This is a genomic window from Mesorhizobium sp. 128a, assembly GCF_053848025.1.
Map to the genome: position 1 here is coordinate 284,449 of NZ_JBSPKY010000002.1, position 23,450 is coordinate 307,898.

The following is a 23,450-nucleotide window of genomic DNA, read 5'->3' on the forward strand; positions in this document are numbered from 1 at the left end:
GTAACCTATAGCTGGAACTTTTCCTGGATACGCTTGGCGCATTCGAGCGGCGTCAGTCGGCTGCTGTCGACTTCGAGATCGTAGCGGATGCCCTTGTGCACGCGGTCATACTGCCAGCGCGCCGGCCCTGGCAACCTGTCGGCGCGGGCGGCTTCCCGTGCCTCGAGCACCGCCGGCGGCGCCATGACCCCGACCAGACGCAGGTCGAAATCCGACAGCAGCTCGACGTACTCCGATATCTCGTCATTGAAGATCACATCGTCGACGATGAGATTGTTTCCCTGTCCGGCCATGGCGGCGATGGCATGGCGCATGCCGCGGAGGGCTCGCGTGCCCACCGGCCCGCGTTTGACAACGACCGATGGCTTGCCGTCTTCCAGCACCGTCTCATAGAAGAACCCGTCGGCATGATCCTGAAGCGTTTCAGGCAGCATCTCGATGAAAGTGTCCATCTGGATATGCAGGAACGGTTCGGCGGTTATTGTCTGCAGCGCCCTGGCGACCGAGCTCTTGCCGGCACTGCCGACGCCATTGAGCAGGACAATCCTGGCTGTCATCTCTCAAACCCGCCGCGTCTCCAAGCATGCCTACCGGTTGCGTACCACAATGCACGCGCCGCCGACGCTCTGCAGCTTCTGGCAGATGACATTGGCCGCAGCGCGGTCGTCGACACCGATCCTGACCGCATAAATGCCCCGCCGGCCGATCGGCGTGCGCACCCGGCTGACAACCGGATCGTGCCCGGATAGCAGCGCTGGAAACCGGCTCCGCACCCGCAGCCATTGATTGATCGCCGCACCACGGCGGAAATTGCCGGCCACCTGCACGCCCCATGGCTTCACATTGATCGAGGCCATGGCGACTGTCCTCGACATGATCACCGGCAACCTGCGGCAGGCGACGGCAAAGCTCATTTTCGCATCGAGCGGCTCGACCTTTCCGGCGTAGGCGCTGTCGGAGAATTTGTCGACGGGCTCGCCCATGACGTCGAAGACGTAAGCTTCGGTCTCCATCGGCAGGAAACCGCCGGACCCAAGCCAGCGCGACACCCGGTTCTCGCCGGCATTGTAGGCCGCCGCGGCCAGGCCGAGATTGCCGTAGCTGGTCTTCATTTCGGCGAGATATTTCGCCGAGGCCGGGATCGCCTGGTCGATGTCGAAGGGATCGGCCAGTCCGCGCATCTTGGCTGTGCCCGGCATGAACTGGGCGATGCCTTCGGCGCCCACCGGGCTCACCGCGTTGGGGTCGAAACGGCTTTCCTTCCAGATCAGCCGGGCGAAGTAATCCCTGGGCAGGCCGTTTTGTTCGGCATGCGTCTCGATGAGATCGCAGACGCGGCCGATCAAACGTTTCGCAGCCGAGCGCGATTGTGGTGGATCGGCGAGTGCCTGTCCGGCGCAACCCAGCCCACAGAGCAGGACCACACCGGCTTTGAGCAACTCGCGCATCGGCCTATTCGGCCGCCGCCTTGCCGTGCTGTCCAAACCGCTGCTCGATATAGTCGGCGACCATCTTTTCGAAATCGGCGGCGATCGACGGCCCGCGCAGCGTCGCCGCCTTCTTGCCGTCGACGAAGACGGGCGCCGTCGGCGTCTCGCCAGTGCCGGGCAGCGAAATGCCGATATCGGCATGCTTGGATTCGCCGGGGCCGTTGACGATGCAGCCCATCACCGCGACCTTGAGATTCTCGACGCCGGGATATTTTTCGCGCCACACCGGCATGTTCTTGCGTAAATCGGCCTGGATGTTTTGCGCCAGCTCCTGGAACACGGTCGACGTGGTACGGCCGCAGCCGGGACAGGCGGCGACGATCGGCACGAACTGGCGAAAGCCCATGGTCTGCAAGAGCTCCTGCGACACCTGCACCTCGCGAGTGCGGTCGCCATTCGGCTCCGGCGTCAGCGAAATGCGGATGGTGTCGCCAATGCCTTGCTGCAACAGAATGCCCATGGCGGCCGACGAGGCGACGATGCCCTTGGAGCCCATGCCGGCTTCGGTCAGGCCGAGATGCAGCGCATGGTTGGAGCGCGTGGCAAGCTCGGTGTAGACGGCGATCAAATCCTGCACGCCGCTGACCTTGGCCGACAGGATGATCTTTTCGCGGGCGAGGCCTATCTCTTCGGCCATTTCGGCCGACAGGATCGCCGACTGCACAATCGCCTCGCGGGTAACCTCCTGCGCCGTCAGCGGAAAGCCCTTCGCCTGGTTTTCGTCCATCAGCCGGGTCAAAAGCTCCTGGTCGAGCGATCCCCAATTGACGCCGATGCGCACCGGCTTGTCGTATCTGATCGCCATTTCGACGATCGCCGCGAACTGACGGTCCTTCTTGTCCTTGAAGCCGACATTGCCGGGATTGATGCGGTATTTGGCCAGCGCTTCGGCGCAGGCCGGATGATCGGCGAGCAGCTTGTGGCCGATATAATGGAAATCGCCGACCAGCGGCACATTGATGCCGAGCCGTTCGAGCCGTTCGCGAATGCGCGGCACGGCGGCGGCGCTTTCGTCGCGGTCGACGGTGATGCGCACGATCTCGGAGCCGGCCCGGTGCAGGGCCGCGACCTGGGCCACGGTCTGGTCGATATCGGCGGTGTCGGTGTTGGTCATCGACTGCACGACGAACGGCGCGCCGCCGCCAACGATCACGCCGCCGACATCGACGCCGACCGAGGTGCGGCGCGGAAAGGGGGAGGAAAAATATCCGGTCATGGCCGGCCGCCTCTTGATCACCCGAGCGACGCGCGTCCAGGTCGGCGCCGACGCTCAAACAGTTATCAGCGCATTGCGCTGAGGTTCGGGCATGAGGTGGAGGAGCAAAGATGGCTTGTCAATGGCGAGCAGCCGATAGACTCGCCAAATCCAAGTGGCGCGGCGACCCGTCACAGACGGTGTCGACCGGCCAACAGTGTCAGAAATAGTAACAATCACAATCCTCCGGCGGCATGGCTGCCACCGGAACGATGATCGCGCGCCAAGGCGGCGCGTGTAGTCCAGGAAAGGCGTCAGTGTGTCGTGGGTTTCGCCTTCAGTTTTTCAATCTCGTCCTTGAGTGCCAGCTTGCGTCGCTTGAGATTCACGATTTCGAGGTCGTCGACCGATGGATGATTCATCGCATCGTCGATCTCGCGTTCGATATCACCGTGTTTCCGCTGCAACTCATCAAGATGGGATGCAAGAGACATGATTGGTTCTCCCTTTCATGGTTTCCTCGATTGCAGCCGTCAAAGGCACGTCCACCGCAGTCAGTCGCATCTGTGACGGCACCATGACACTCTGCCACCATCCGGCGGCGATGTCGAATGCTGCGTGGTAGCATTCCACGACAATGTGAAATGTGGTATGGGCTGCGCGCCGGCTACAAAACCCCGCCGGTCCCGCCCAATCAGGCCCATCATTGGGCGCCGCAGACGTGCAGACGGTAGATAATGTCCGAACAGGAACAGGCTGATATCCGCCTCGAATTTTCTCGGCTGAAGCAAGAGCATGCCGATTTCGACGCGGCCATCAATGCGATGATCGCCATGGGTTGTGATCCCTTGCAGATCCAACGCATGAAGAAGAAAAAACTGTTCCTCAAGGACCGGCTGATGGCGCTGGAAGACAAGATCATTCCGGACATCATCGCCTGAGCGATAGCCTCGGAGCCTGCCCCCTTATCCCGGCATCGAAAGCCTTGCGGCGCGTTCACGCAATAGCGCAATGAGCTCGTCGGTCTTTTCCTTCGCGGTGTCGATCGGAACCACCAGGCACATCGTTGCCTCAACCTTGCCTGCGACGGAAAACACCGGGGCGGCCAGGCATTTGGTGTAGGCGTCGACCAGCCCCGAAGTGATGCAATAGCCGGTCGTCCTGGCCGTCGCGATATCGGCGATGAAATCGTCGAGCCGCAGCCTGCGGCCATCCGGCAGCAAAAGGTCGTCGTCCGATACCATGTCCTGGATAGCAGCCCTCTCAAGCCCGGCCAGAAGCAGCCGCCCCGATGCCGTCCATGGCAGCGGGATCTGCAGGCCGGTGGCGGAGCTGATGCGGAACGGCCTGGTGCCAGGGCTGGAATGGACGATGGTGTAGCGGCCGCTTTGCAGCATGCACAATTCGGAGGTCTCGCCGGTCTCGCGTGACAGATTGTCGACCTCCTGCCGGCCTCGGCGGAGCAGGTCGTTGCCGCGGACATAGTCCATTCCGTAGAGGTAGAGCTTCTTGCCGAAATAGACCCGGTTGCCGTCGCCCTCCATCTCCAGGAGACCCGCATCGACCAGCGAACGCACCAGCGTGTAGGTGGTGGAGCGCGGCGCATTCACCCCCTTAGCGAGGTCACCAATGCCGATGGCGCGCTGCGTGACATGCAGGAACTCCAGTATCTCCAGCACCCGGTTGAGGCCCTTCTCGCGTGAGCGGGAGGTCTTGTCGCCGGCGGTGCCGGGCTCAGGCCGGTCGGTGATGGCATTGCCGTCTTGCATTGTTGATTCCCGGTGTTAGTATCTGTCTTGTATAGGATACATGTGTCTTTTGTAAGAGACAATCTGATCCACCGACGCATGTGTCTGCAAGGGGAACACAATGAACAGGAGGTCGCAGTGAACGACACATCCAAGCGAGATTTTCTGAAACTGGGCATGGCCGGACTGGCAACGGCGGGCGTGCTGACCGCGGTCAGCGCCGAGAAGGCGGCCGCGCAGGCCGCATCCGACAGCGTGCTGCGCACCGCGCTCGACCGCGGCAAGCTGATCGTCGGCACCGGGAGCACCAACGCGCCGTGGCACTTCGAGAACGACGCCGGCGAACTGGTCGGCATGGACATCACCATGGGCCACATCCTGGCCAAGGGCCTGTTCGACGACCCGACCAAGGTCGAATTCGTCATGCAGGATCCGGCGCAGCGCATTCCGAATGTGACGACCAACAAGGTCGACATCACCATCCAGTTCATGACCATGACGGCGCAGCGCTCGCAGCTGATCAACTTCTCCAGGCCCTACTATGTCGAGGGCGTCGCTCTGCTGACGCTGCCGACCGCCGAGAACAAGACCTTCGACAAGCTGCTCGCCGGTGGCGCGGCGACGCGCATTTCGATCCTGCAAAACGTCGATGCCGAAAACTCTGTTCACATCGTCTTGCCGCAGGCGCAGGTGATGCAGATCGACACCCAGGCCAACGTGCTGCAGGCGCTGGAATCGAAACGCGTCGACGCTGCCGCTGTCGATCTGTCGACAGTGCGCTGGCTCGCCTCGCGCAACCCTGACAAGTATTTCGATGCCGGCAAGAGCTGGTTTTCGATGCTTTATGGCGCCGCCCTTCGGCAAGGCGATCTCGACTGGCTGACCTTCGTCAACCAGACCTTCACCATCGCCATGTTCGGCCACGAGACGGCGCTCTACGATGCCGCGTTCAAGGACTATTTCGGGCAGGAGCCGCCTGCCCGTCATCCCGGCTTCCCGGTCATCTGACAACAACCGGCGGAAGGGCCGGCGCCCTTCCGCCTCCTTCTTCTCGGCAGCCCTCGGGCATTGCGGGAGACGCATGGGCTATACGCTCAACTTCAACCTGATCTGGCGGCATTTCGACAAGCTCTGGGGCGGGCTGCTGCTCAGCCTCGAGCTTGCCGTGATCTCGATCGCCATCGGCATTGTCATCGGCCTGGTGCTGGCGGTCTGGTACGTGTCGGCCGGACGCGTGGTACGGGCATTCATTGCGGCTTACGTCGAATTCATCCGCAACGTACCGCTGATCCTGCTCGTCTACCTCGTCTTCTACGGCCTGCCGACCGTGATCGACCTGGCCTACGACGCGCCGACCTCGTTTGTCCTGACGCTGTCCGTCTACAGCGGCGCCTATCTGGTCGAGGTGTTCCGCTCCGGCCTCGAAGCCGTGCCGCGCGGGCAGCTCGATGCCGGCAAAGCCATCGGCCTCACGCCCTGGCAGCGACTGCTCCATGTGCGCCTGCCGACGATGCTGCGCATCACCCTGCCGGCGCTGTCCAACACCTTCATCTCTCTCTTCAAGGACACCTCGATCGCCTCGGTCATCTCGGTGCCGGAGCTCACCTACGGCGCCCAGTGGATCAACTTCAACACCTTCCGCATCGTCGAGGTCTATCTGGTGACGACGGCGATGTATCTGGTCACCGGCTATGCGCTGCTTTTCGGGCTGCGGCTGGTCGAGCGCCGATTTAGGGCGGCACGCTGACATGCTGAGCCAGATCCTCTACGCCGTGCCGTTCCTCGCCCAAGGCTTCGCCGTCACCTTGTGGGTCTCGCTGCTGGTCGTGGTGCTGTCGCTGATTGCCGGCGTCGCACTCGGCGTCGGCCTGGTCTATGGCCCGGCGCCGCTGCGCTGGGCCGTGCGCATCTTCTCGGACACCATCCGCGGCATCCCGATCCTGGTGCTGATGTTCTTCGTCTATTACGGCCTGCCCGCGATCGGCCTGCATCTGCAATCCTTCTGGGCAGCGGTGCTGGCGCTCACCTTGTTCAAGACCGCGCAAGTCGTCGAATATCTCAGGGGCGCCGTCGGCTCCATTCCCAAGGGCCAGTCGGAAGCCGCGATGGCGATCGGGCTGACCTTCCGCCAGCGGCTCACCTACGTCATCTTTCCGCAGGCCTTCAGGCGCTTTCTGCCGCCCTGGATCAACGGCGTCACCGATGCGGTCAAGGGCAGCGCGCTGGTCTCGCTGCTCGGCATCACCGACCTGATGCAGGCGATCAACCAGGTGATCGGCCGCACCTATGAGGCGATGCCCCTCTACATCCTCGGCGCGCTGGTCTATTTCGCCGTCAATTACACGCTTTCGCTCGCCAGCCGTCGGCTGGAGCGGCGCTTTGCCTTCATCCGGGAATAGAACCATGTCCGCAAACGGCAATACGCTTCTCGATGTGCGCGATGTCTCGAAGGCCTTCGGCCCCGTCGAGGTGCTGCGCGCCGTCAGCCTCGAGGTCCAGCGCGGCGAGGTGGTGACGGTCATCGGGCCTTCGGGCAGCGGCAAGACCACGTTGCTGCGATGCGTGAATTTCCTCGAGAGCTACGACAGCGGTTCGATCCGCATCGACGGCAAGGAGGTTGGCTATCGAGACGCCGGAACACGGCAGCGGCGCAGCGAGCGCGACCTGGCGGCGATGCGCGCCGAGACCGGCATGGTATTCCAGAGCTTCAACCTGTTTCCGCATCTGACAGCCGCCGGCAACATCATGCTCGGCCTCACCAAGGTGCGAGGAAAAAGTGAAGCCGAGGCGCGCCAGCTTGCCGAGCATTGGCTCGGCCGGGTCGGCCTCGCCCACAAGGCCGACAGCCTGCCGGCCGAGCTTTCCGGCGGCCAGCAGCAGCGCGTCGGCATCGCCCGCGCCGTGGCGATGGAACCGAAGATCCTCCTGCTCGACGAGATCACCTCCGCGCTCGATCCCGAACTGGTCGGCGAGGTGCTGGCGGTCGTGCGCAGCCTTGCCGAGGACGGCATGACCATGCTGATGGTCACCCATGAGATGGCCTTCGCGCGCGATGCCTCGAGCCGCATCGTCTTCATGGCCGATGGCGGCGTCAGCGCCGTCGGGCCGCCGACCGAAATCCTGGCGGCGGAGACCTCCAATGAGCGCCTTCGCAGCTTTCTGGCGCGCTTCCGCGCCTCGCATTTCTGACACCCGACAGCGCAAAGCTGCCGCAAGGAGCATTTTGATGACGCCTTATATCAGGCTTGCAGAACTCGGCCTGACGCTGCCCGAGCCGCCGGCACCGATTGCCAACTTCGTCACCCATGCCGAGAGCGGAAGGCTGATCTTCCTCTCCGGCCAGGGCCCGCTGCGCGCCGACGGCACGCTGTGCACCGGCAAAGTCGGCGAGGATGTGACGGTCGAGCAGGCTTATGAACATGCCCGCCTCACCGGGCTCAATTTGCTTGCCGTCATGCACGCCGCGGCCGGCGACCTCGGACGCATTGTGCGCGTCGTCAAGCTGCTCGGCTTCGTCAACGCCGTACCGACATTCAGCGACCATCCCAAGGTGGTCAACGGCTGCTCCGATCTTTTCGCCGATGTCTTTGATAGGATCGGAGGGCATGCGCGCTCGGCGATCGGCGTCGGCTCGCTGCCGGGCAACATCACGGTCGAAATCGAGGCGGTGGTCGAGATCGCAGCCTGACTTTTTTCAAAACAGGATTCTTCGAGATGACGATCTATTCGGCTGACCGCTCCAACACCACGATCCGCGAACGGCTGGGACTGAGGCCGATCATCAACGTCTCTGGCACGATGACGACGCTGGGCGCCTCGATCATCGTTCCCGAGGCGATCAGCGCCATGGCCGAAATCGCCTCGCAATGGGTCGAGATGGACGATCTGCAGCGCGCCGCAAGCGTGATCACCGCCCGCCTGACCGGCGGCGAGGCCGGCTTCATCACCGCCTGCTGCGCCTCAGGCATCACCATGGCGATCGCGGGGGCGATGACCGGCACCAATTTGCTGGCGCTCGAGCGGCTGCCCGATGACGCCGAAGGGCTGAAGTCCGAAGTCGTCATCCAGCTTGGCCATATCGTCAATTACGGCGCGCCGATTGACCAATCGATCCGCGTGGCCGGCGCCAAGGTCATTCCGGCGGGCACCGTCAGCGTCACCCAGGATTATCACGTGCGCGATGCGATCAACGAGCGCACAGCGGCAGCGCTCTACGTCGTGGCGCACCATACCGTGCAATACGGCATGCTGTCCCTGGAGGAATTCTGCGACATCTGCCACGCCAGGGGCGTACCGGTGATCGTCGACGCGGCTTCCGAATATGACCTGCGCAGCTTCCTGGCGCGCGGCGCCGACATCGTCGTCTACAGCGGTCACAAATTCCTCTCGGGGCCGACCAGCGGCATTGTGACGGGACGCAAGGACCTGGTGCGGGCCGCCTATCTGCAGAACCGCGGTGTCGCCCGCGCCATGAAGGTCGGCAAGGAAAGCATCGCCGGCACCATGGCAGCGCTGGAAGCCTGGGAAAAGCGCGACCATGCCGGCATCCGCCGGCGCGAGGAAGCGGCGCTCAATCTGTGGAAGGACGCGTTGCAAGGCATTCCGGGCATCGCCGCCCACATTATTCCCGACCCCACCGCCAACCCGCTCGACCGGCTGCAGATCTTCGTCTCACCCGAAAGCCGCTTCACCGCCGCCGGCCTTGCCTCGGCACTTGCGGCCGGCTCGCCGCCGATCATCGTGCGCAACCACGAGGTCGAGCGCGGCCATTTCTTCCTCGACCCCTGCAACCTGCACCCCGGTGAAGCCGAGATCGTCGCCGAGCGCCTGCGGACTATTTTGACCGCGAAGGACCGCCCGGCCGATGCGATGAAAGCCGCACGCAAGGATTCGTCAGGCGTCTTGCGCTGGCCCGACTAGGCTCGCGGCGTCCAACAATTACGTCATCGGGGATTTAATCGATGGAGGACTCTCGCCTATATGCACGCTGGGAGGATCGCAAAAATGAAAATTCCAAGGCTTGGCGAATGTAAATTTGATGAACGCGAAGGCTGCTACGTTAGCGAGCCTATCTCGTTGGCGGTCCTGAATGGGGAAAAATGCAAGATACTCGTTCAGGAGTACGGCGAAGATCCTCCTGTTGAGGACTTTGACGAAGCAATTTCCAACTTCTTGGAAGCGCCCAATACTGTCCTTACGGCAGCAGAACCGCATATCTTCAGGTATTATCTAGAGGTCAAAAACACCATTGAACCAGAAGACGATTTCCCATCCATCGGTTCACCTTCTGAGATATGGCCATTCATTCAGCTTGGCGCAGAGGCCTTGATTAGCCGCCGGCCCGACGGTGACAAAGGTATATACGTCTGGGTCGAGTGTAATTGTGATTGGGAGCCTGAGCACGGCCTTCTAATCGTTTTTAAGAATGGCGCCGTCGTTAATAAAGTAGGCCCTTTTGATGGGCATCTTACAAACTCGGATGCTAATGCGGATAGCACTCTTGAAAATGTTATCTATCGCTAAGCGCTTGCCGAGCGGCCGGCGGATGCGATGAAACAGCCGCGAAAGGATTCGTCCGGCGCCCTGCGCTGGCCGGATTGAGCGCGTCCACGAGGCCGAACGAAGGTGATGCAACGCGTTGATCACGCGACTGTGAACAGTCGGATTTGCACACTGCGGGAATAAACCACGGCCACAACAGGTCTTCTCGGCATACGCCATCGCTGGCGTTGAGGAGACGGATATGCCGCACCATGACTGGGACAGCGACCATGGCCGCGGCGTCAGCCGTCGTCATGCGCTGGACCGCATGATCATCATCAGTGTCTCCTGGCTGGCGCTTGACACTGGTGACGCAGATGACTTCACTTTCGCCGCAGCAGGCGGCCTTGCCTGTTCCCGCGGGGTTCGCCCGCAGGGCGAGATTGCCGTCGCTCTCTGAGAGCGCAGTCCGCTCCGGAGTATCGAATCATGGTGCTGCTTTGAGCGAGAAGGCTCTGGCCGACCGCTTCAACGAGGTGGTTCTGCCACATCTCGGCGACGCGCTTTCGCTGGCGAGTTGGCTGACCGGCAATGCCGCCGACGCCGAAGATGTCGTGCAGGAAGCCTGCATCAAGGCGCATGCCGGTATCGCTGGCTATGCCGGTGGCAATCCGCGCGCGTGGCTGCTGACCATCGTGCGCAACACCGCCTACACCTGGATGGCGCGCAACCGGCCGCGCGGCATGATGGCCGTCGGCGATCTCGGCGATCTCGACGAAATGGCGGCCGCACACGGCACGAGTGTGCCGGACGAGGATGGTCCAGAGGCGAGCCTGATCGCCAGGGCCGACACCGCGGCGCTGGAAGCCGCGATCGCAGCGCTGCCGCAGCCCTTTCGCGAGACGCTGGTGCTGCGCGACATCAACGGACTCAGCTACCGCGATATAGGGACGATGCTGAGCGTGCCGATCGGCACGGTGATGTCACGGCTGGCGCGGGCCCGTGGCCTGCTTGCGTCTGAACTGGGGAGAGCGCCATGACCGCGCATGACGACGGACTGCCCAACGATCCCGAAGGCATCAGGCTGATGATCCACGCCTTGGTTGACGGTGAACTCGATGCGGCTGCCGCACTCGCCGTGGAACGCCGCATCGCCGCCGATCCCGCGCTTGCCGCCGAACACGCCCGCATCCTTGCCTTGCAAGGCGCGGTCAGCCGCTTGCCGCGTCCCGATGTCAGTGATGCCTTTCGGGCCCGCATCGCGGCGATTGGAGTTGCATCGGCGGAACAATCCGCGCAGGAGGAGGAGCCGCAGCGGGGCACATCATCGGCGCTGCCGGGTTTGATCGCCGGGACTGGCGCAGGACAGCAGCGGCGAGCGGCCGACACGCGACCTTCCCGGGCGCGGCCAACGGCGCGCCGCTTCGGCTCGTTCGACTGGCGCGCCATGGCGGCTTCGATCGTGATGACAGCGGTGCTGGCCAGCGGGGCGACACAATGGGTGATGCTCAATCGCACCTCCGACAGCATCGCTGCGGAAATCGCCGGCGACCATCGCCGCAGCCTGCTCGCCGCCAGCCCGATCGACATCGTCTCGTCCGACCGCCACACGGTAAAACCGTGGCTCGACGCCCGCATCGGCGTGTCGCCGCCGGCGCCCGATCTTGCCACGGATGGCTTCGCGCTGATCGGCGGCCGGGTCGAGGTGGTCTCCGGCCGTCCCGTGCCGGCACTGGTCTACCGCCACCGCGAGCACCTGATCACGCTGGTCGCCGAACCGCAGCAAGGTGGCCGTGTCACCGAGCCGAAGGACGTTTCCTCCGGCGGCTTCTCGATGGTGCACTGGAGCGACGGCGCCTTCTCCTATTGGGCGATCTCCGACATGGAGCGGCCCGAACTCGACGATTTCGTCGCCCGCTTCCGCAAGGCGGCCGTATAGAGTAACTTGTGGCTGCCGAACTCGACGGCGGCCCCCTATCCTTGCGGCTTTGCGCGAATTCCGCTAAGGCGCGCCTTTGCCGCCGGGAGCATGCGCTTGACCGACCACCGCGCCGACGTCGCCATCATCATGGGCAGCCAGTCCGACTGGGCGACGATGCGCCACGCCGCCGAAACGCTTGAGGCGCTGGGCATCCCGCACAAGCGGCTGATCGTCTCCGCCCATCGCACCCCCGATCGGCTCTATGATTTCGCCAAGGGCGCCAAGGCGGCCGGCTACAAGGTGATCATCGCCGGCGCCGGCGGTGCCGCCCACCTGCCGGGCATGACCGCGGCGATGACACCGCTGCCGGTGTTCGGCGTGCCGGTCGAATCGAAGGCGCTGTCCGGCCAGGATTCGCTGCTCTCCATCGTCCAGATGCCAGCCGGCATTCCTGTCGGCACACTGGCCATCGGCAAGGCGGGCGCGGCCAATGCGGCCCTTCTGGCGGCTGCGGTGCTGGCGCTCCACGACGAGCGGCTCGCCACCCGGCTGGATGCCTGGCGCGCCGCCCAGACCGCCAAGGTCGCCGCCGAGCCGACGGACGCACCATGAGCCTGCCGGCGGGATCGACCATCGGCATTATCGGCGGCGGCCAGCTCGGCCGCATGCTGGCTGTTGCCGCGGCGCGCCTCGGCTACCGCACCGTGATCCTCGAACCGCAGGCTGACTGTCCGGCAGCGCAGCTCGCCAACCGGCAGATCACCGCTGCCTATGACGATGCGGCCGCCCTTGCCGAACTGGCAGCAGCCAGCGCCGTTGTCACCTACGAATTCGAGAACGTGCCGGTGGCGGCTGCCAGCGCGCTTGCTGCCAAGGTCCCGGTCTATCCGCCGCCCAGGGCGCTGGAGGCTGCCCAGGATAGAGTCGCGGAGAAGCAGTTCCTCAACGGCATCGGCATCAAGACCGCGGATTTCCGCGCCGTCGACAATGACGACGAACTGACGGCGGCGCTAAGAGAGTTCTCGGGCAGCGGCATCTTGAAGACCCGCCGCATGGGCTATGACGGCAAGGGCCAGCGCGTCTTCCGCAACATGGAGACGGGCGGCTTTGCCGGCACCTGCGAGGCGATGGGCAATGTGCCGCTGATCCTCGAATCCTTCGTCGCTTTCGAGCGCGAGATTTCGGTGATCGCCGCGCGCGGGCTGGACGGCGCTGTCGCCGCCTACGATCCGGGCGAGAATGTCCACCGCGACGGCATCCTGCATACCTCGACCCTGCCGGCCCAGATCAGGCTGGACACGGCGGCGGCTGCACAAGCGGCAGCGGCAAAGATCCTGTCGGCCCTTGATTATGTCGGCGTGATCGGTGTCGAGTTCTTCGTTCTTGCTGATGGCTCCCTGCTGGCCAACGAGATGGCGCCGCGCGTGCACAATTCCGGCCACTGGACGGAAGCCGCCTGCACCGTTTCACAGTTCGAGCAGCATATCCGCGCCATTGCCGGCCTGCCGCTTGGCAACCCCGGCCGGCATTCCAACTGCGTCATGGAAAACCTGATCGGCGACGATGTCCTGCGCGTGCCCGCTTTGCTCGCCGAGCCCGATCTGATGCTGCATCTCTATGGCAAGGCGGAAGCGCGCCCGGGCCGCAAGATGGGCCATTTCACCCGCATCAGCCGTCGTAGCTAAGCAATTCCAGGAAACTGCGCAGCGTCTTCCGGGATGGGTAGCGCTTGCCCGAGGGGTGTGGACCTCTATTGCAGCTCGTTGTTCAGGTCCTCCTCCTCGTCGGGGCTGGCGCAGCTCGCATCGCCTTCCTGACAGTTGGTGCCCGAGGTGAGCTGTTTGATGCGCTGGTCCGTCAGTTCCGTCAGGCATTGCGAAACCTCCATCGGATGGATGGAGCCGCCTTCGCTATCTGTTGTGTTATAGGCGCATTCGGCGTCGCGGAAGGCGATCCAGGCGCGCTGCGCGACCTGCAGCAGCTTCCTGCTCTTGTCGTCGTTGCGGCCGACCAGGTCCTTGTAGGCCTGGTTGAGCTTGGCATCGGCAGCCTGGTAGTCCTCGCCGGCACAGATATTCATCATCTGCTGGCTGTCGTCGTTACGGTCGCATTCCTGCGCCTGTGCGGGGGCGGCAGCGGCCAGAACGGCAAGGCAGGCGGACACAAACAACAGGCGCATGGACGTCTCCAGATCGGCTTGCAGGCGCCGCACCATTCCAGCCCGTCTTCGGCGGCGCAATGGCGTCGAGCGGCGATGGCGGATATTTGATGGCCAAAGTTGTTCCCAGCCTTTATGCAGCACGCTTGCGGTTGACACGGGCAAGGCTCCTCGTTTATGAGCCACGCAAGTTCAAAGGCGCGTCTCCTGGCGCGCCTTAATAATTCGGCCCCGACAGGGCCCAGATCACGGGCAAGACCATGAAGATCAAGAATTCGCTCAAGGCGCTGAAGGCGCGTCACCGCGACAACCAGCTGGTTCGCCGCAAGGGCCGCATCTACATCATCAACAAGACCGCTCCGCGCTACAAGGCGCGCCAGGGTTGAGTTTTCGGCCGGAGGCACGCTGCCTCCGTCCATATGATGGTAATTGCCGGATATCCGGCACTTTCACGCTAATTTCAGTTTGACGATCCGCTCTCCGGGGTTAGATTCCGGCGATGCGGATTCTTTTTGCATTTTTGGCCGCCGGTTTCCTGTTCAGCGCTGCTGCGGCACGCGCGGACGACCTGCCGCCGCCCGCCGCCGCGACACCTCCCGTCGCCCTGACGAAAGAAGCGCGGCTCGACCAGCTGTTTGCCGATCTGAAGCGCGAACGCAATGAAAAGGCGGCCGAGCGCATCGCCGGACGCATCTGGGGCGAATGGTTCCAGTCCGGCAGCGCCTCGATCGACCTGATGATGCAGTGGTCGCAAAAGGCGATGGATGACCAGAAGTTCGACGTCGCCCTCGATTTCCTCGACCAGGTCGTCACCTTGCAGCCCAAATATGCCGAGGGCTGGAACCGGCGCGCCACCGTGCATTACATGATGAGGAATTTCGGGAAGTCGATGTCCGACATCGACCAGACGCTGCAGTTGGAACCACGCCATTTTGGCGCGCTTTCCGGCCTGGCGCAGATCATGGCCGCCACCGGCCACAAGCAATCGGCGCTCGAAGCCTGGCAGAAGGTGCTGGCCATCTATCCGATGATGCGCAGCGCCCAGGACCAGGTCGCGACGCTGTCGGAAGAACTGGCGGGCGAAGGAATTTAGGAAGGGAATAAGGCCGTAGGGCAGTATGTGAAGGGCCTGGATAGCTCCTCCTACACTGCCCTACTGCCCTACTGCCCTACTGCCCTACTGCCCTACTGCCCTACTGCCCTAGAACTTATCCCCCTCCACCCCCGTATCTCCGCGCATGAACCTCATTTACGCTGCCTTTGCCTTCCTCCTCGCGCTGGTCTTTGCTCTCGTCGGTGTCACCCGCGCCGGCGCGTGGCTGATCGAGTGGCGCAATCCGCCTGCCGGCGAATTTGCCGACATTGACGGCGCCCGCATCCATTATGTCCACGTGCCGGCGCCGCAGAATGCCGAGCTTCCGGCGATCGTCTTCATTCACGGCGCCAGCGCCAACCTAAGAGATCAGATGCTGCCGATCAGGCCTTTGCTCGAAGGTCGCGCCGAAATGGTCTTCCTCGACCGGCCGGGCTTCGGCTGGTCGGCACGCGGCCCCGGCAACAATGAAAGCCCGTCGGCGCAGGCCGACACCATTGCCAGGCTGATGGACCGTCTCGGCATCCACAAGGCGGTCATCGTCGGCCATTCCTTCGGCGGCGCGATAACGGCAGCCTTTGGCCGCCAGTACCCGGACAAAACATCGGGCCTGGTCTTCCTGTCGCCCGTCAGCCATCCCTGGCCGGGCGGCGCGACCGCCTGGTACTACAAGCTGACCGCTACCCCCATCATTGGCCGGCTGTTCTCGGAGACTTTGACCTATCCGGCCGGCACGCTGCAGATGAACAGCGCCACGGCCTGCGTGTTTTCGCCCAACAAGGTGCCGGACGGCTATGTCGGCAACGCCTCGATCCCGCTGGTGCTGCGTCCCGGCGCCTTCCGCGCCAACGCGATCGATGTCGCCGGCCTCTACGACTACGCGCTCAAGGCTGCGCCGCATTACCGCGACATCACCGCGCCGACGATCGTCATCTCAGGCGATCGCGACAAGGTGGTCTATGCCTCGATCCATTCGGTCGGCCTTGTCAGGGACATCCCCGGCGCCGAACTGATCTGGGTCCACAATCTCGGCCACAAGCCGGACTGGATCGCGCCAGACCTCGTCGTCGGCGCCATCGAAAAGGTTGCGGGAAAGGACGTCGACCTGCAGGCGCTGGCGAAAACCGTGGAAGCCCGGATCGCCGGCGATGCCTATAATGAGGGGCAATGCCCCGACATCACGGTGCCCGACGCGCAACTCGCTCCGACCTGATCGCCATGTATGTCCTGAAGCACGGCATCAAGAAGAACCCGGAGAAGCGATGGGCGTTGCCGGACCGCATCTTCTTCGGTTACGGCGCGTGCGCCATTCTCGCCGGCACCTTTCTCGAGCATCCCCCGCTGGAGGGATTTTACGGCGAACGGATCCTTCCAGGCGACGGCTTTTCCGGAAACCACATCTATGTGACGAATGGCGTGATCGGGTTCGATTACCATGGCTACTCCGCCCGCGAGCGGCTGCTGAAGCACCACGAAAGAGGCTGGGCTTCACTCAGCCCCGGGTGGCATTGCGCAATCAGCAAAGTCGATTTCGATCTGCTCGACACTGCCGAACTCAACCGGCGAAAGATACTGGGTCCGGACCAGTACCTGCACGACCCCGTTCGCCGCGCTCGCCGGTTCCTTCGACGCATAGATCACACCGAAGCCGCGGCAAGAGCGCTGCGAACTGTGGCGAGTTGAAGCCTCGCTCAGCCTATGTTGCGGCTGGCCTGCACGTCCGATCCGACATAGGCGATGCGCAGCATGTTGGTCGAGCCCGGCGTCCTCAGCGGCACACCTGCCGTGATGATGACGCGGTCGCCCGGCTTGCCGAAGCCTTCGTCGAAAGCGATGCGGCAGGCGCGGTCGACCATGTCGTCGAGGTCGATGGCGTCGGGCGAGACGACGCAATGCGTGCCCCACAGCAACGACAGCCGCCGCGCCGTGTTGAGGATCGGCGACAGCGCGATGATTGGCACTTGCGGGCGCTCGCGCGCGGCGCGCAGGCCGGTGGTACCCGACGCCGTATAGGTGATGATCGCCGACAGTTTCAGTGTTTCGGCGATCTCGCGCGCGGCGAGCGAAATGGCGTCGGCGCCGGTCGCTTCCGGTTCCGAACGCTGTGCGTTGATGATGCCGGCATAGGTCGGGTCGGTTTCGACCTTGGTGGCGATGCGGTTCATCATTGCTACCGCCTCGACCGGATAGGCGCCGGCGGCCGATTCCGCCGACAGCATGATGGCGTCGGCGCCTTCGAACACGGCGATCGAGACGTCGGAGACTTCGGCGCGGGTCGGCACTGGTGCTGTGATCATCGATTCCAGCATCTGCGTGGCGACAACCACCGGCTTGCCGGCGCGGCGCGCCGCGCGCGTGATCTGCTTCTGGATGCCCGGCACGGCTTCCAGCGGCATTTCCACACCAAGATCGCCGCGCGCGACCATCAGCGCGTCGGACAATTCGATGATCTCGGCCAGCCGGGCAACGGCCTGCGGCTTTTCGATCTTGGCCATGATCAGCGCCCGGCCACGCGCGATCTTGCGGGCTTCGGCGAGATCTTCCGGCCGCTGCACGAAGGACAGCGCCACCCAGTCGACGTTTGCCGCCAGCACTGCATCGAGGTCCTTGCGGTCCTTCTCGGTCAGCGCGCCGACCGGCAGGTCGGTGTCGGGCAGGCTGACGCCTTTCTTGTCGGAGATCGTGGTGCCGGCGACGACCGTGCAGGTGATCGACTTGCCGTCGCTCTTCACCGCATTGAGCTCCAGCTTGCCGTCGTCGATCAACAGACGATGGCCGGCCTCGACCGAACTCAGGATTTCGGGATGCGGCAGGTAGACCCTGGTCGAATTGCCGGGCTCGGGATTGTTGTCGAGCGTGAAGGTCTGGCCAGCCGTCAGCACCTCCTTGCCGTTGGCGAACTTGCCGACGCGGAGCTTCGGCCCCTGCAAATCGGCCAGGATGCCGATCGGACGGCCGACCTTTTCCTCCACCGCACGGATACGGGCGACCAGCGTACGCATCAGCTCGTGGTCGGTGTGGCTCATATTGATGCGGAAGACATCGGCGCCGGCTTCAAACAGCTTCTGCAGCATCTCCTCGGATGAGGAGGCCGGACCGATGGTGGCGAGGATCTTGACCTTGCGGCTACGTCTCATTGACTGTTTGTTCCCGGGGCGGCTGGAGCGCCTCCCGTTGTGGACTCATCGGTCAGCTGGACCATCCAGCTTGCCTGCTCGCCCGTGTCATATTCCTGGAATCCGGCGCGCTGGAAGCCCCGGGCGACGCAATCGGTAACGCCGGCGATCTTGAACTCTTTTTCGGCCACGCACATGTTGATCGGGCCATCCCAGCGCCCGCCACGCTCGGCGTCTTCTGCATAAAGATAGTAAAACCTTGATGACAGCGGCCCTTCGATCAGCGTCTTGCAGCTCGATCCTTCGATGTGCCACCACCCCTCGGTGATCCAGCCGGCCTTGGCGCGGTAGCCGATGCCGACGCCGACCAGGTTCTGCGTTGCGTTGCAGACGCGGAAATCGGCGCGGGCGGGCGAGGCCGCGACCAGCGCGGCGAGCCCCACGGTCAAGGTCAGGAGCGGCACGGCAAAGGCGGTGCGCGCACGCGGCCTGCCGGCGGAACCCATCCCGAAACCCCTCAACAACGTCATCTGCATCTCTCAACGCCCCTTTTCGGAAAAGTCCGGGCGCATGTCAACGCGCCGTTCTGTCCAATTCCAATCGATTTAGAAAGGCCCCAGGCGCGCGATTTGCCGCGCATGACCGGATTTTCGCAGAAACCGTGGCCAAACAACGGCATTGCGCCATCGTCCTCTTCGTGGGTAATGACGATAGCACCCTCCCCGGAAGCCAGCGAACAGACCATTTCCAGCCAATGACCCGATCCACAGTTTTCGCGCCTGTCGATATTGTCGAGGGCGACCGCAAGCGAGGCATGGTGCTTGTCGCCGACCATGCCCGTAGCGACCTGCCGGAGGAGTATGGCAGCCTCGGCCTGCCGGCGGTGGAACTCGAGCGCCACATCGCCTACGACATCGGTGTCGAGGCGGTAACGCGCGAACTGGCGGCAGCGCTCGACGTACCGGCGGTAATCGCCAATTTTTCGCGCCTGCTGATCGACCCCAATCGCGGCGAGGACGACCCAACGCTCATCCGTCAGCTCTATGACGGCACCCTCGTGCCGGGAAACTACCCGATGGCACTGGCAGAACGCGAAAGACGGCTCGACGGTTTCTACCGGCCCTATCATAACGCGGTCAGCGCCATGATCGCCTCGGTGGCGCAGGCCTCGGGCAAGGCGCCCTTCATCTTCTCCGTGCACTCCTTCACGCCGGTCATGCAAGGCGTTGTGCGCCCGTGGCATGTCGGCATCCTTTGGGACCTCGACGACCGCGTTGCGCGGCCGCTGATCGACATGCTCGCGCAGGATAAAGACCTCGTCGTCGGCGACAACGAACCCTATGACGGCGCGCTGCGCGGCGACACCATGTTCAAGCACGCCATCGTCAACGGCTTTGCCCATGCGCTGATCGAAATCCGCCAGGACCTGATCGCGGACAGCAAGGGCGCGCTGGCCTGGGCCGAACGGCTGACGCCTATCGTTGACGCCATCGATCGCCGTCCCGATATACATCAGGTGAAGATGTTCGGCTCGCGCACCGGGCCGCTGTGAGGATCGATAAAATGACCGAACTCAGCGACGAACAGAGACGCGATTTCGAGGCCGCCGCCTTCCGGCGGCTGGTCGGGCACCTGCGCGAACGCAGCGACGTGCAGAACATCGACCTGATGAACCTCGCCGGCTTCTGCCGCAACTGCCTGTCGAACTGGTATCGCGAAGCCGCTGAGGCCGAGGGTGTCGATCTATCCAAGGATCAGTCGCGCGAGATCGTCTACGGCATGCCCTACGCCGACTGGCAGGCGCTGAACCAGACCGAGGCTTCAGACGCCAAGAAGGCGGAATTCGAGGCGAGACGGCCGAGGGATCATTAGGGCCCGCTCGGCCAACCCGTGACTTCGTCATTCTAGGGCGGAGCAAGGGAGAGGCGTTTCAGCTAATCTCCAACGTCGATCATCCGCCACGAACGGTCCGGTCATGCTTCAGCCTTTGGTCCAAGCATTTCCCCACGCGAGCGCTTGACTGAAAATTGAATCGATCTAATTTGCCGTTCAAAGCCATTTTTTGACCGGATTCGGGACATGGACGCGCAAAACGCGATGCAGAGCGCCATTCGCGGGCGATGGGCCGTAGCAGCCATCTTCCTCGCCAACGGTTTCCTGACCGGCAGCTGGGCGCCGCAGATTCCGGTGTTCCTGACCCGGCTCGACATCACAAAATTCACGCTCGGCCTGCTGATTCTGTTGTTCGGCGTCGGCGCGGTAGCGGCCATGAGCTGGTGCGGCCATTTGATCTCCAGGCACGGCTCGCGCACGGTGCTGCGCTGGTTCGGCCTGTGCGGCAGCCTCGGCCTGCTGGTCGTGGCGTTGGCGCCCAACGTGCCCCTGGCGGCGATTGCCATGGTCATCTTCGGCGGCTCGATCGGCGGCATGGATGTCGCCATGAATGCCAATGCCGTGGTGGTGGAAAGAAGGCTCTCCCGCGCCATCATGTCGTCGTCGCACGGTTTCTGGAGCCTCGGCGGTTTCGCCGGTGGCGGTTTGGGCGGTTACGCCATCCAGACTTACGGCCACCTCGCCCATGCGGCTGTCGTCACAATCATCGCCTTTGCCGTCATAGCCGTGGCGGTCGGCTACCTCATCGCCGAGGACAAGCCGCAGGCCGCCGAACATCACAAATTTACCCTGCCAGCCAATCCGCTGGTCTATCTGGTCGGGCTGATGGCGCTGCTGACCATGATCTCGGAAGGCGCCGTGCTCGACTGGGCGGCGCTGTATCTCAGGCAGGAGCTCGGCGCCGACCTCGCCGTTGCCGGCCTCGCCTACGCCGCCTTCTCCGGCGTCATGGCGGTCATGCGCTTCTTCGGCGACGGGGTGCGCAACCGCTTCGGCGCGGTGGCAACGCTGCGCGGCTCGGCTATTGCGGCCGCCGCCGGCATGCTGATCGCGGGCCTGTCGCCGTCACCCTGGATCGCCATCGCGGCTTTTGCCGTTTGCGGCTTCGGCATCGCCAACATGGTGCCGATCATCTTCTCTGCCGGCGGCAATCAGGAAGGCATGTCGTCGGGCACCGGGATGAGCGTGGTGACCACCATGGGCTATTCCGGCATATTGGTGGCGCCGTCGGCGATCGGCTTCGTTGCCGAGCATTCGAGCTTCGGACCGATCTTCGTCGCCATGTCGGCGCTGTTGATCGTCGTGCTGTTGATGGCCGGTCTCGCTCACCGCGCCGAGTTCGCGGCCGCACCCGCCGAATAGCGCTTGAGCTCCTCGTAGAGGAAATCGGCGACGCGGCGGATGCGCACGCTGGTGCGCACGTCGCGATGCATCGCCAGCCACACCGGCAGGCGGGGCAATGGCATTCCGGGCAGCAATTTTTCCAGCAATGGGTCGCTGTCGGCCAACGGCTCCTGGCCGAGACCGATGCCGTTCCCCGCCCGCAGCGCCTCCCACAGAACGATCTGGTTGTCGGTCCTGAAGCGGAAGCTGCCACGGATGACCGGGATGCCAACTTGCGTAAAGCCGCGGATCATCTCGTCGCTGCGGTCGAAGCCGATCAACGGGTGATCTACCAGGTCGGCGGGCTTGAGCGGACGGCCGTGCCGGTCGAGATAGGATTTGGCCGCGCAGCAGCACAGCGCAATATCGCAGACCTTGCGCGCGATCAGTTCGTTCTGCGCCGGCTTGACCATGCGGATGGCGATGTCGGCATCCCGGCGCAACAGGTTCTCGACCTGGTTCGAGGCAACGATCTCGACCTCGATGCCAGGCTCCTCGATGCCTAGCCGCGCCGTCATCTTCGGCAGCACATAGGCCGCCACCACCTCGCTGGCGGCGATGCGCACCGTGCCCTCGATCGCCTCGACCGAGCCCAGCGCCAGCAGCGAAAAGGCGCTCGCCTGCTCGCTCACCGCCTTGCCGCGTTCGAACAGCGTGGCGCCGGCTTCGGTCAGCGCATAGCCGCGCCGCCCGCGCCGGAACAAGGTGACACCGAGCGCCTGTTCGAGTTCGCCGATGTGACGCCCGAGCGTCGGTTGGCTGGCCGACAACTTTCGCGCCGCAGCCGACAGGCTGCCGGTTTCCGCCACGGTGACGAAGCTCTTGATCAGGTTCCAGTCGATCTCAGCCATTCATTTATGAATATCAAAACGCCAATCGTAGTCAATTTTCATTCGCATATGAAGGCATCATATTCCGTGTGCAAACACAAACACGGAGAAGAAAGATGACCAAGGTCGCAATTCTGGGTGCCAACGGCCGGCTCGGCCGCGTGGTCGGCAAGGCCTTCATCGACGCCGGCTTCGACGTCCGCGCCATCACCCGCACCGGCAAGGTGCCGGCCGAACTAAAGGGCGCCACCGCCACTGCCGGCGACGCGCTCGACCGCGAGGCGCTGATCCGCGCTACGGAGGGCGTCGACATTATCTTCAACGGCCTCAACCCGATCTATACCGACTGGGGCAAGTGCCTGCCGATGGCGGAAAACGTCATGGCAGCCTGCCATGCCAATGGTGCGCTGCATCTGTTCCCCGGCACCGTCTACAACTACGGTTCGCCGATGCCACAGGTGGTGAGCGAAGACACGCCCTTCCGCCCGACCACCGAGAAGGGCCGCATCCGCTGCGCCATGGAAGCGCTGTTTCGCCGCGAGGCGGACGCCGGCCGGGTGCGCACCATCATCCTGCGGGCCGGCGATTTCTTCGGCGGCACCGGCAGCGGGTCATGGTTCGATCTGGTCGTCGCCGCCAAGATGAACAAGGGCGTCTATACCGCGCCCGGCCCGGCCAACCTCGTGCATGAATGGGCCTATCTGCCGGACTTCGCGGTGGCCTTCGTCGGGCTGGCGAAGAACCTCGAAAAGCTCGGCTCTTACGAAGCGCTCAATTTCCCCGGCCATGCCGTCACCGACATGGACATCAAGGCCGCGGCCGAGAAAGCGCTCGGCCATCCCCTGAAGCTGACCTTCATGCCCTGGTGGGTGCTGCGCGCCGGCAGCCCTTTCGTGGCGATGTGGCGCGAGATCGTCTCGATGTCCTACCTGCGCTTCGAACCGCACCGGCTCGTGTCCGACCGGCTGGAAGGCATTATCGGCGAAGTCCCGCACACGCCGCTGGATCAGGCCGTGGCCGAGGCGCTCGATGACATCGGCATCAACCCCGGTCGTGAAAAAGACGCAGCGTAGGCATACAGTGTAGAGCATCAACCACGCTTGGTATGAAACCCACCCCGTGCCTGGCCCAATCGCGGAAAT

General features: G+C 63.7%; 30 protein-coding genes. 21 read left to right on the top strand and 9 right to left on the bottom strand.

The window, feature by feature from the left end; translation table 11 throughout:
• Positions 1 to 5: 5 nt before the first annotated feature.
• The 4 genes from ACWTU9_RS05070 to ACWTU9_RS05085 form a co-directional block, all read right to left on the bottom strand.
• A complete protein-coding gene (locus tag ACWTU9_RS05070) occupies positions 6 to 557 on the bottom strand; it encodes a chloramphenicol phosphotransferase CPT family protein (protein WP_455857347.1) in 552 nt (183 codons plus the stop codon).
• A gap of 30 nt (positions 558 to 587) precedes the next feature.
• Positions 588 to 1,448: a transglycosylase SLT domain-containing protein gene (locus tag ACWTU9_RS05075; protein ID WP_455857348.1), complete on the bottom strand. Its 861-nt coding sequence runs from the start codon at positions 1,446 to 1,448 to the stop codon at positions 588 to 590.
• A 4-nt stretch (positions 1,449 to 1,452) separates the two neighbouring features.
• A complete protein-coding gene (ispG, locus tag ACWTU9_RS05080) occupies positions 1,453 to 2,706 on the bottom strand; it encodes a flavodoxin-dependent (E)-4-hydroxy-3-methylbut-2-enyl-diphosphate synthase (RefSeq protein ID WP_455857349.1) in 1,254 nt (417 codons plus the stop codon).
• Between the two features lie 293 nt (positions 2,707 to 2,999).
• Entirely contained in the window at positions 3,000 to 3,179 is a 180-nt protein-coding gene (locus ACWTU9_RS05085) for a YdcH family protein (protein ID WP_095487303.1), read from the bottom strand.
• Positions 3,180 to 3,422: 243 nt separating this feature from the next.
• Between ACWTU9_RS05085 and ACWTU9_RS05090 the strand changes: the two genes are divergently transcribed.
• Positions 3,423 to 3,626 carry a YdcH family protein gene (locus ACWTU9_RS05090; protein WP_112559568.1) on the top strand — a complete coding sequence of 68 codons (204 nt, stop codon included), beginning with the start codon at positions 3,423 to 3,425 and terminating at the stop codon, positions 3,624 to 3,626.
• 24 nt (positions 3,627 to 3,650) lie between these two features.
• On the opposite strand, the gene ACWTU9_RS05095 is transcribed toward ACWTU9_RS05090, so the two are convergent.
• Positions 3,651 to 4,454 (bottom strand): IclR family transcriptional regulator, encoded by an 804-nt coding sequence (locus ACWTU9_RS05095; protein WP_455857350.1) that lies wholly within the window; start codon positions 4,452 to 4,454, stop codon positions 3,651 to 3,653.
• 117 nt (positions 4,455 to 4,571) lie between these two features.
• On the opposite strand from ACWTU9_RS05095, the gene ACWTU9_RS05100 reads away from it, so the two are divergent.
• The 12 genes from ACWTU9_RS05100 (at position 4,572) to ACWTU9_RS05155 (ending at position 13,520) form a co-directional block, all read left to right on the top strand.
• On the top strand, positions 4,572 to 5,441 hold the full coding sequence (locus tag ACWTU9_RS05100; protein WP_455857351.1) for a transporter substrate-binding domain-containing protein: 870 nt from the start codon (positions 4,572 to 4,574) through the stop codon (positions 5,439 to 5,441).
• Between the two features lie 73 nt (positions 5,442 to 5,514).
• Positions 5,515 to 6,180 carry an amino acid ABC transporter permease gene (locus ACWTU9_RS05105; protein ID WP_455857352.1) on the top strand — a complete coding sequence of 222 codons (666 nt, stop codon included), beginning with the start codon at positions 5,515 to 5,517 and terminating at the stop codon, positions 6,178 to 6,180.
• 1 nt (position 6,181) lies between these two features.
• On the top strand, positions 6,182 to 6,832 hold the full coding sequence (locus tag ACWTU9_RS05110) for an amino acid ABC transporter permease (RefSeq protein WP_455857353.1): 651 nt from the start codon (positions 6,182 to 6,184) through the stop codon (positions 6,830 to 6,832).
• Positions 6,833 to 6,836: 4 nt separating this feature from the next.
• A complete protein-coding gene (locus ACWTU9_RS05115) occupies positions 6,837 to 7,622 on the top strand; it encodes an amino acid ABC transporter ATP-binding protein (protein ID WP_455857354.1) in 786 nt (261 codons plus the stop codon).
• Positions 7,623 to 7,659: 37 nt separating this feature from the next.
• Positions 7,660 to 8,121, top strand: a complete 462-nt coding sequence (locus ACWTU9_RS05120) for a RidA family protein (protein ID WP_455857355.1) — start codon at positions 7,660 to 7,662, stop codon at positions 8,119 to 8,121.
• A 26-nt stretch (positions 8,122 to 8,147) separates the two neighbouring features.
• Entirely contained in the window at positions 8,148 to 9,353 is a 1,206-nt protein-coding gene (locus ACWTU9_RS05125; protein WP_455857356.1) for an aminotransferase class V-fold PLP-dependent enzyme, read from the top strand.
• Between the two features lie 84 nt (positions 9,354 to 9,437).
• Positions 9,438 to 9,956: a DUF6985 domain-containing protein gene (locus ACWTU9_RS05130; RefSeq protein ID WP_455857357.1), complete on the top strand. Its 519-nt coding sequence runs from the start codon at positions 9,438 to 9,440 to the stop codon at positions 9,954 to 9,956.
• A 220-nt stretch (positions 9,957 to 10,176) separates the two neighbouring features.
• Positions 10,177 to 10,374, top strand: coding sequence for a hypothetical protein (locus tag ACWTU9_RS05135; RefSeq protein WP_455857358.1), 198 nt, complete (start codon positions 10,177 to 10,179; stop codon positions 10,372 to 10,374).
• A 40-nt stretch (positions 10,375 to 10,414) separates the two neighbouring features.
• Positions 10,415 to 10,954 carry a sigma-70 family RNA polymerase sigma factor gene (locus ACWTU9_RS05140; RefSeq protein WP_455857359.1) on the top strand — a complete coding sequence of 180 codons (540 nt, stop codon included), beginning with the start codon at positions 10,415 to 10,417 and terminating at the stop codon, positions 10,952 to 10,954.
• A complete protein-coding gene (locus ACWTU9_RS05145; RefSeq protein WP_455857360.1) occupies positions 10,951 to 11,853 on the top strand; it encodes an anti-sigma factor family protein in 903 nt (300 codons plus the stop codon). The genes ACWTU9_RS05140 and ACWTU9_RS05145 overlap by 4 nt, the downstream gene beginning before the upstream one ends.
• Before the next feature lie 96 nt (positions 11,854 to 11,949).
• A complete protein-coding gene (purE, locus tag ACWTU9_RS05150) occupies positions 11,950 to 12,447 on the top strand; it encodes a 5-(carboxyamino)imidazole ribonucleotide mutase (protein WP_454586357.1) in 498 nt (165 codons plus the stop codon).
• Positions 12,444 to 13,520, top strand: coding sequence for a 5-(carboxyamino)imidazole ribonucleotide synthase (locus ACWTU9_RS05155; RefSeq protein WP_455857361.1), 1,077 nt, complete (start codon positions 12,444 to 12,446; stop codon positions 13,518 to 13,520). The genes purE and ACWTU9_RS05155 overlap by 4 nt, the downstream gene beginning before the upstream one ends.
• A gap of 65 nt (positions 13,521 to 13,585) precedes the next feature.
• Here ACWTU9_RS05155 and ACWTU9_RS05160 read toward each other — a convergent pair whose 3' ends face one another.
• Positions 13,586 to 14,152 (bottom strand): lysozyme inhibitor LprI family protein, encoded by a 567-nt coding sequence (locus tag ACWTU9_RS05160; RefSeq protein ID WP_455857362.1) that lies wholly within the window; start codon positions 14,150 to 14,152, stop codon positions 13,586 to 13,588.
• A gap of 101 nt (positions 14,153 to 14,253) precedes the next feature.
• Here ACWTU9_RS05160 and ykgO point away from each other — a divergent pair, with 101 nt between their 5' ends.
• The 4 genes from ykgO to ACWTU9_RS05180 all read left to right on the top strand — a co-directional run bounded on the left by ykgO (position 14,254) and on the right by ACWTU9_RS05180 (position 16,769).
• On the top strand, positions 14,254 to 14,379 hold the full coding sequence (gene ykgO / locus ACWTU9_RS05165) for a type B 50S ribosomal protein L36 (RefSeq protein WP_006203764.1): 126 nt from the start codon (positions 14,254 to 14,256) through the stop codon (positions 14,377 to 14,379).
• Between the two features lie 113 nt (positions 14,380 to 14,492).
• Entirely contained in the window at positions 14,493 to 15,086 is a 594-nt protein-coding gene (locus ACWTU9_RS05170) for a hypothetical protein (RefSeq protein WP_455857363.1), read from the top strand.
• Between the two features lie 145 nt (positions 15,087 to 15,231).
• On the top strand, positions 15,232 to 16,299 hold the full coding sequence (locus ACWTU9_RS05175) for an alpha/beta fold hydrolase (protein WP_455857364.1): 1,068 nt from the start codon (positions 15,232 to 15,234) through the stop codon (positions 16,297 to 16,299).
• A 5-nt stretch (positions 16,300 to 16,304) separates the two neighbouring features.
• The gene (locus ACWTU9_RS05180; protein ID WP_455857365.1) at positions 16,305 to 16,769 is read left to right on the top strand and encodes a hypothetical protein; all 465 of its coding nucleotides are present in this window, start codon (positions 16,305 to 16,307) and stop codon (positions 16,767 to 16,769) included.
• An 8-nt stretch (positions 16,770 to 16,777) separates the two neighbouring features.
• Here ACWTU9_RS05180 and pyk read toward each other — a convergent pair whose 3' ends face one another.
• Positions 16,778 to 18,223: a pyruvate kinase gene (gene pyk / locus ACWTU9_RS05185; RefSeq protein WP_455857366.1), complete on the bottom strand. Its 1,446-nt coding sequence runs from the start codon at positions 18,221 to 18,223 to the stop codon at positions 16,778 to 16,780.
• Positions 18,220 to 18,708 (bottom strand): DUF1036 domain-containing protein, encoded by a 489-nt coding sequence (locus ACWTU9_RS05190; protein ID WP_454573495.1) that lies wholly within the window; start codon positions 18,706 to 18,708, stop codon positions 18,220 to 18,222. The genes pyk and ACWTU9_RS05190 overlap by 4 nt, the downstream gene beginning before the upstream one ends.
• Positions 18,709 to 18,956: 248 nt before the next feature.
• On the opposite strand from ACWTU9_RS05190, the gene ACWTU9_RS05195 reads away from it, so the two are divergent.
• The 3 genes from ACWTU9_RS05195 to ACWTU9_RS05205 all read left to right on the top strand — a co-directional run bounded on the left by ACWTU9_RS05195 (position 18,957) and on the right by ACWTU9_RS05205 (position 21,457).
• Positions 18,957 to 19,754 (top strand): N-formylglutamate amidohydrolase, encoded by a 798-nt coding sequence (locus ACWTU9_RS05195; RefSeq protein ID WP_455857367.1) that lies wholly within the window; start codon positions 18,957 to 18,959, stop codon positions 19,752 to 19,754.
• A gap of 11 nt (positions 19,755 to 19,765) precedes the next feature.
• A complete protein-coding gene (locus tag ACWTU9_RS05200) occupies positions 19,766 to 20,074 on the top strand; it encodes a DUF1244 domain-containing protein (protein ID WP_454573051.1) in 309 nt (102 codons plus the stop codon).
• A gap of 207 nt (positions 20,075 to 20,281) precedes the next feature.
• Positions 20,282 to 21,457: an MFS transporter gene (locus ACWTU9_RS05205; protein WP_455857368.1), complete on the top strand. Its 1,176-nt coding sequence runs from the start codon at positions 20,282 to 20,284 to the stop codon at positions 21,455 to 21,457.
• Here ACWTU9_RS05205 and ACWTU9_RS05210 read toward each other — a convergent pair.
• Positions 21,421 to 22,329 (bottom strand): LysR family transcriptional regulator, encoded by a 909-nt coding sequence (locus tag ACWTU9_RS05210; RefSeq protein ID WP_455857369.1) that lies wholly within the window; start codon positions 22,327 to 22,329, stop codon positions 21,421 to 21,423. The genes ACWTU9_RS05205 and ACWTU9_RS05210 overlap by 37 nt on opposite strands.
• A gap of 95 nt (positions 22,330 to 22,424) precedes the next feature.
• On the opposite strand from ACWTU9_RS05210, the gene ACWTU9_RS05215 reads away from it, so the two are divergent.
• Positions 22,425 to 23,381 (top strand): SDR family oxidoreductase, encoded by a 957-nt coding sequence (locus ACWTU9_RS05215; protein WP_455857370.1) that lies wholly within the window; start codon positions 22,425 to 22,427, stop codon positions 23,379 to 23,381.
• Positions 23,382 to 23,450: the final 69 nt, after the last annotated feature.

What these genes read in the sequence shown, in the direction of transcription:
- ACWTU9_RS05070 (WP_455857347.1), bottom strand. Translation starts at nt 557, where the DNA reads ATGACAGCCAGGATTGTCCTGCTCAATGGCGTCGGCAGTGCCGGCAAG.
- ACWTU9_RS05075 (WP_455857348.1), bottom strand. Translation starts at nt 1,448, where the DNA reads ATGCGCGAGTTGCTCAAAGCCGGTGTGGTCCTGCTCTGTGGGCTGGGT.
- ispG (WP_455857349.1), bottom strand. Translation starts at nt 2,706, where the DNA reads ATGACCGGATATTTTTCCTCCCCCTTTCCGCGCCGCACCTCGGTCGGC.
- ACWTU9_RS05085 (WP_095487303.1), bottom strand. Translation starts at nt 3,179, where the DNA reads ATGTCTCTTGCATCCCATCTTGATGAGTTGCAGCGGAAACACGGTGAT.
- ACWTU9_RS05090 (WP_112559568.1), top strand. Translation starts at nt 3,423, where the DNA reads ATGTCCGAACAGGAACAGGCTGATATCCGCCTCGAATTTTCTCGGCTG.
- ACWTU9_RS05095 (WP_455857350.1), bottom strand. Translation starts at nt 4,454, where the DNA reads ATGCAAGACGGCAATGCCATCACCGACCGGCCTGAGCCCGGCACCGCC.
- ACWTU9_RS05105 (WP_455857352.1), top strand. Translation starts at nt 5,515, where the DNA reads ATGGGCTATACGCTCAACTTCAACCTGATCTGGCGGCATTTCGACAAG.
- ACWTU9_RS05110 (WP_455857353.1), top strand. Translation starts at nt 6,182, where the DNA reads ATGCTGAGCCAGATCCTCTACGCCGTGCCGTTCCTCGCCCAAGGCTTC.
- ACWTU9_RS05115 (WP_455857354.1), top strand. Translation starts at nt 6,837, where the DNA reads ATGTCCGCAAACGGCAATACGCTTCTCGATGTGCGCGATGTCTCGAAG.
- ACWTU9_RS05120 (WP_455857355.1), top strand. Translation starts at nt 7,660, where the DNA reads ATGACGCCTTATATCAGGCTTGCAGAACTCGGCCTGACGCTGCCCGAG.
- ACWTU9_RS05125 (WP_455857356.1), top strand. Translation starts at nt 8,148, where the DNA reads ATGACGATCTATTCGGCTGACCGCTCCAACACCACGATCCGCGAACGG.
- ACWTU9_RS05130 (WP_455857357.1), top strand. Translation starts at nt 9,438, where the DNA reads ATGAAAATTCCAAGGCTTGGCGAATGTAAATTTGATGAACGCGAAGGC.
- ACWTU9_RS05135 (WP_455857358.1), top strand. Translation starts at nt 10,177, where the DNA reads ATGCCGCACCATGACTGGGACAGCGACCATGGCCGCGGCGTCAGCCGT.
- ACWTU9_RS05145 (WP_455857360.1), top strand. Translation starts at nt 10,951, where the DNA reads ATGACCGCGCATGACGACGGACTGCCCAACGATCCCGAAGGCATCAGG.
- ACWTU9_RS05155 (WP_455857361.1), top strand. Translation starts at nt 12,444, where the DNA reads ATGAGCCTGCCGGCGGGATCGACCATCGGCATTATCGGCGGCGGCCAG.
- ykgO (WP_006203764.1), top strand. Translation starts at nt 14,254, where the DNA reads ATGAAGATCAAGAATTCGCTCAAGGCGCTGAAGGCGCGTCACCGCGAC.
- ACWTU9_RS05170 (WP_455857363.1), top strand. Translation starts at nt 14,493, where the DNA reads ATGCGGATTCTTTTTGCATTTTTGGCCGCCGGTTTCCTGTTCAGCGCT.
- ACWTU9_RS05175 (WP_455857364.1), top strand. Translation starts at nt 15,232, where the DNA reads ATGAACCTCATTTACGCTGCCTTTGCCTTCCTCCTCGCGCTGGTCTTT.
- ACWTU9_RS05180 (WP_455857365.1), top strand. Translation starts at nt 16,305, where the DNA reads ATGTATGTCCTGAAGCACGGCATCAAGAAGAACCCGGAGAAGCGATGG.
- pyk (WP_455857366.1), bottom strand. Translation starts at nt 18,223, where the DNA reads ATGAGACGTAGCCGCAAGGTCAAGATCCTCGCCACCATCGGTCCGGCC.
- ACWTU9_RS05190 (WP_454573495.1), bottom strand. Translation starts at nt 18,708, where the DNA reads ATGGGTTCCGCCGGCAGGCCGCGTGCGCGCACCGCCTTTGCCGTGCCG.
- ACWTU9_RS05195 (WP_455857367.1), top strand. Translation starts at nt 18,957, where the DNA reads ATGACCCGATCCACAGTTTTCGCGCCTGTCGATATTGTCGAGGGCGAC.
- ACWTU9_RS05200 (WP_454573051.1), top strand. Translation starts at nt 19,766, where the DNA reads ATGACCGAACTCAGCGACGAACAGAGACGCGATTTCGAGGCCGCCGCC.
- ACWTU9_RS05205 (WP_455857368.1), top strand. Translation starts at nt 20,282, where the DNA reads ATGGACGCGCAAAACGCGATGCAGAGCGCCATTCGCGGGCGATGGGCC.
- ACWTU9_RS05210 (WP_455857369.1), bottom strand. Translation starts at nt 22,329, where the DNA reads ATGGCTGAGATCGACTGGAACCTGATCAAGAGCTTCGTCACCGTGGCG.
- ACWTU9_RS05215 (WP_455857370.1), top strand. Translation starts at nt 22,425, where the DNA reads ATGACCAAGGTCGCAATTCTGGGTGCCAACGGCCGGCTCGGCCGCGTG.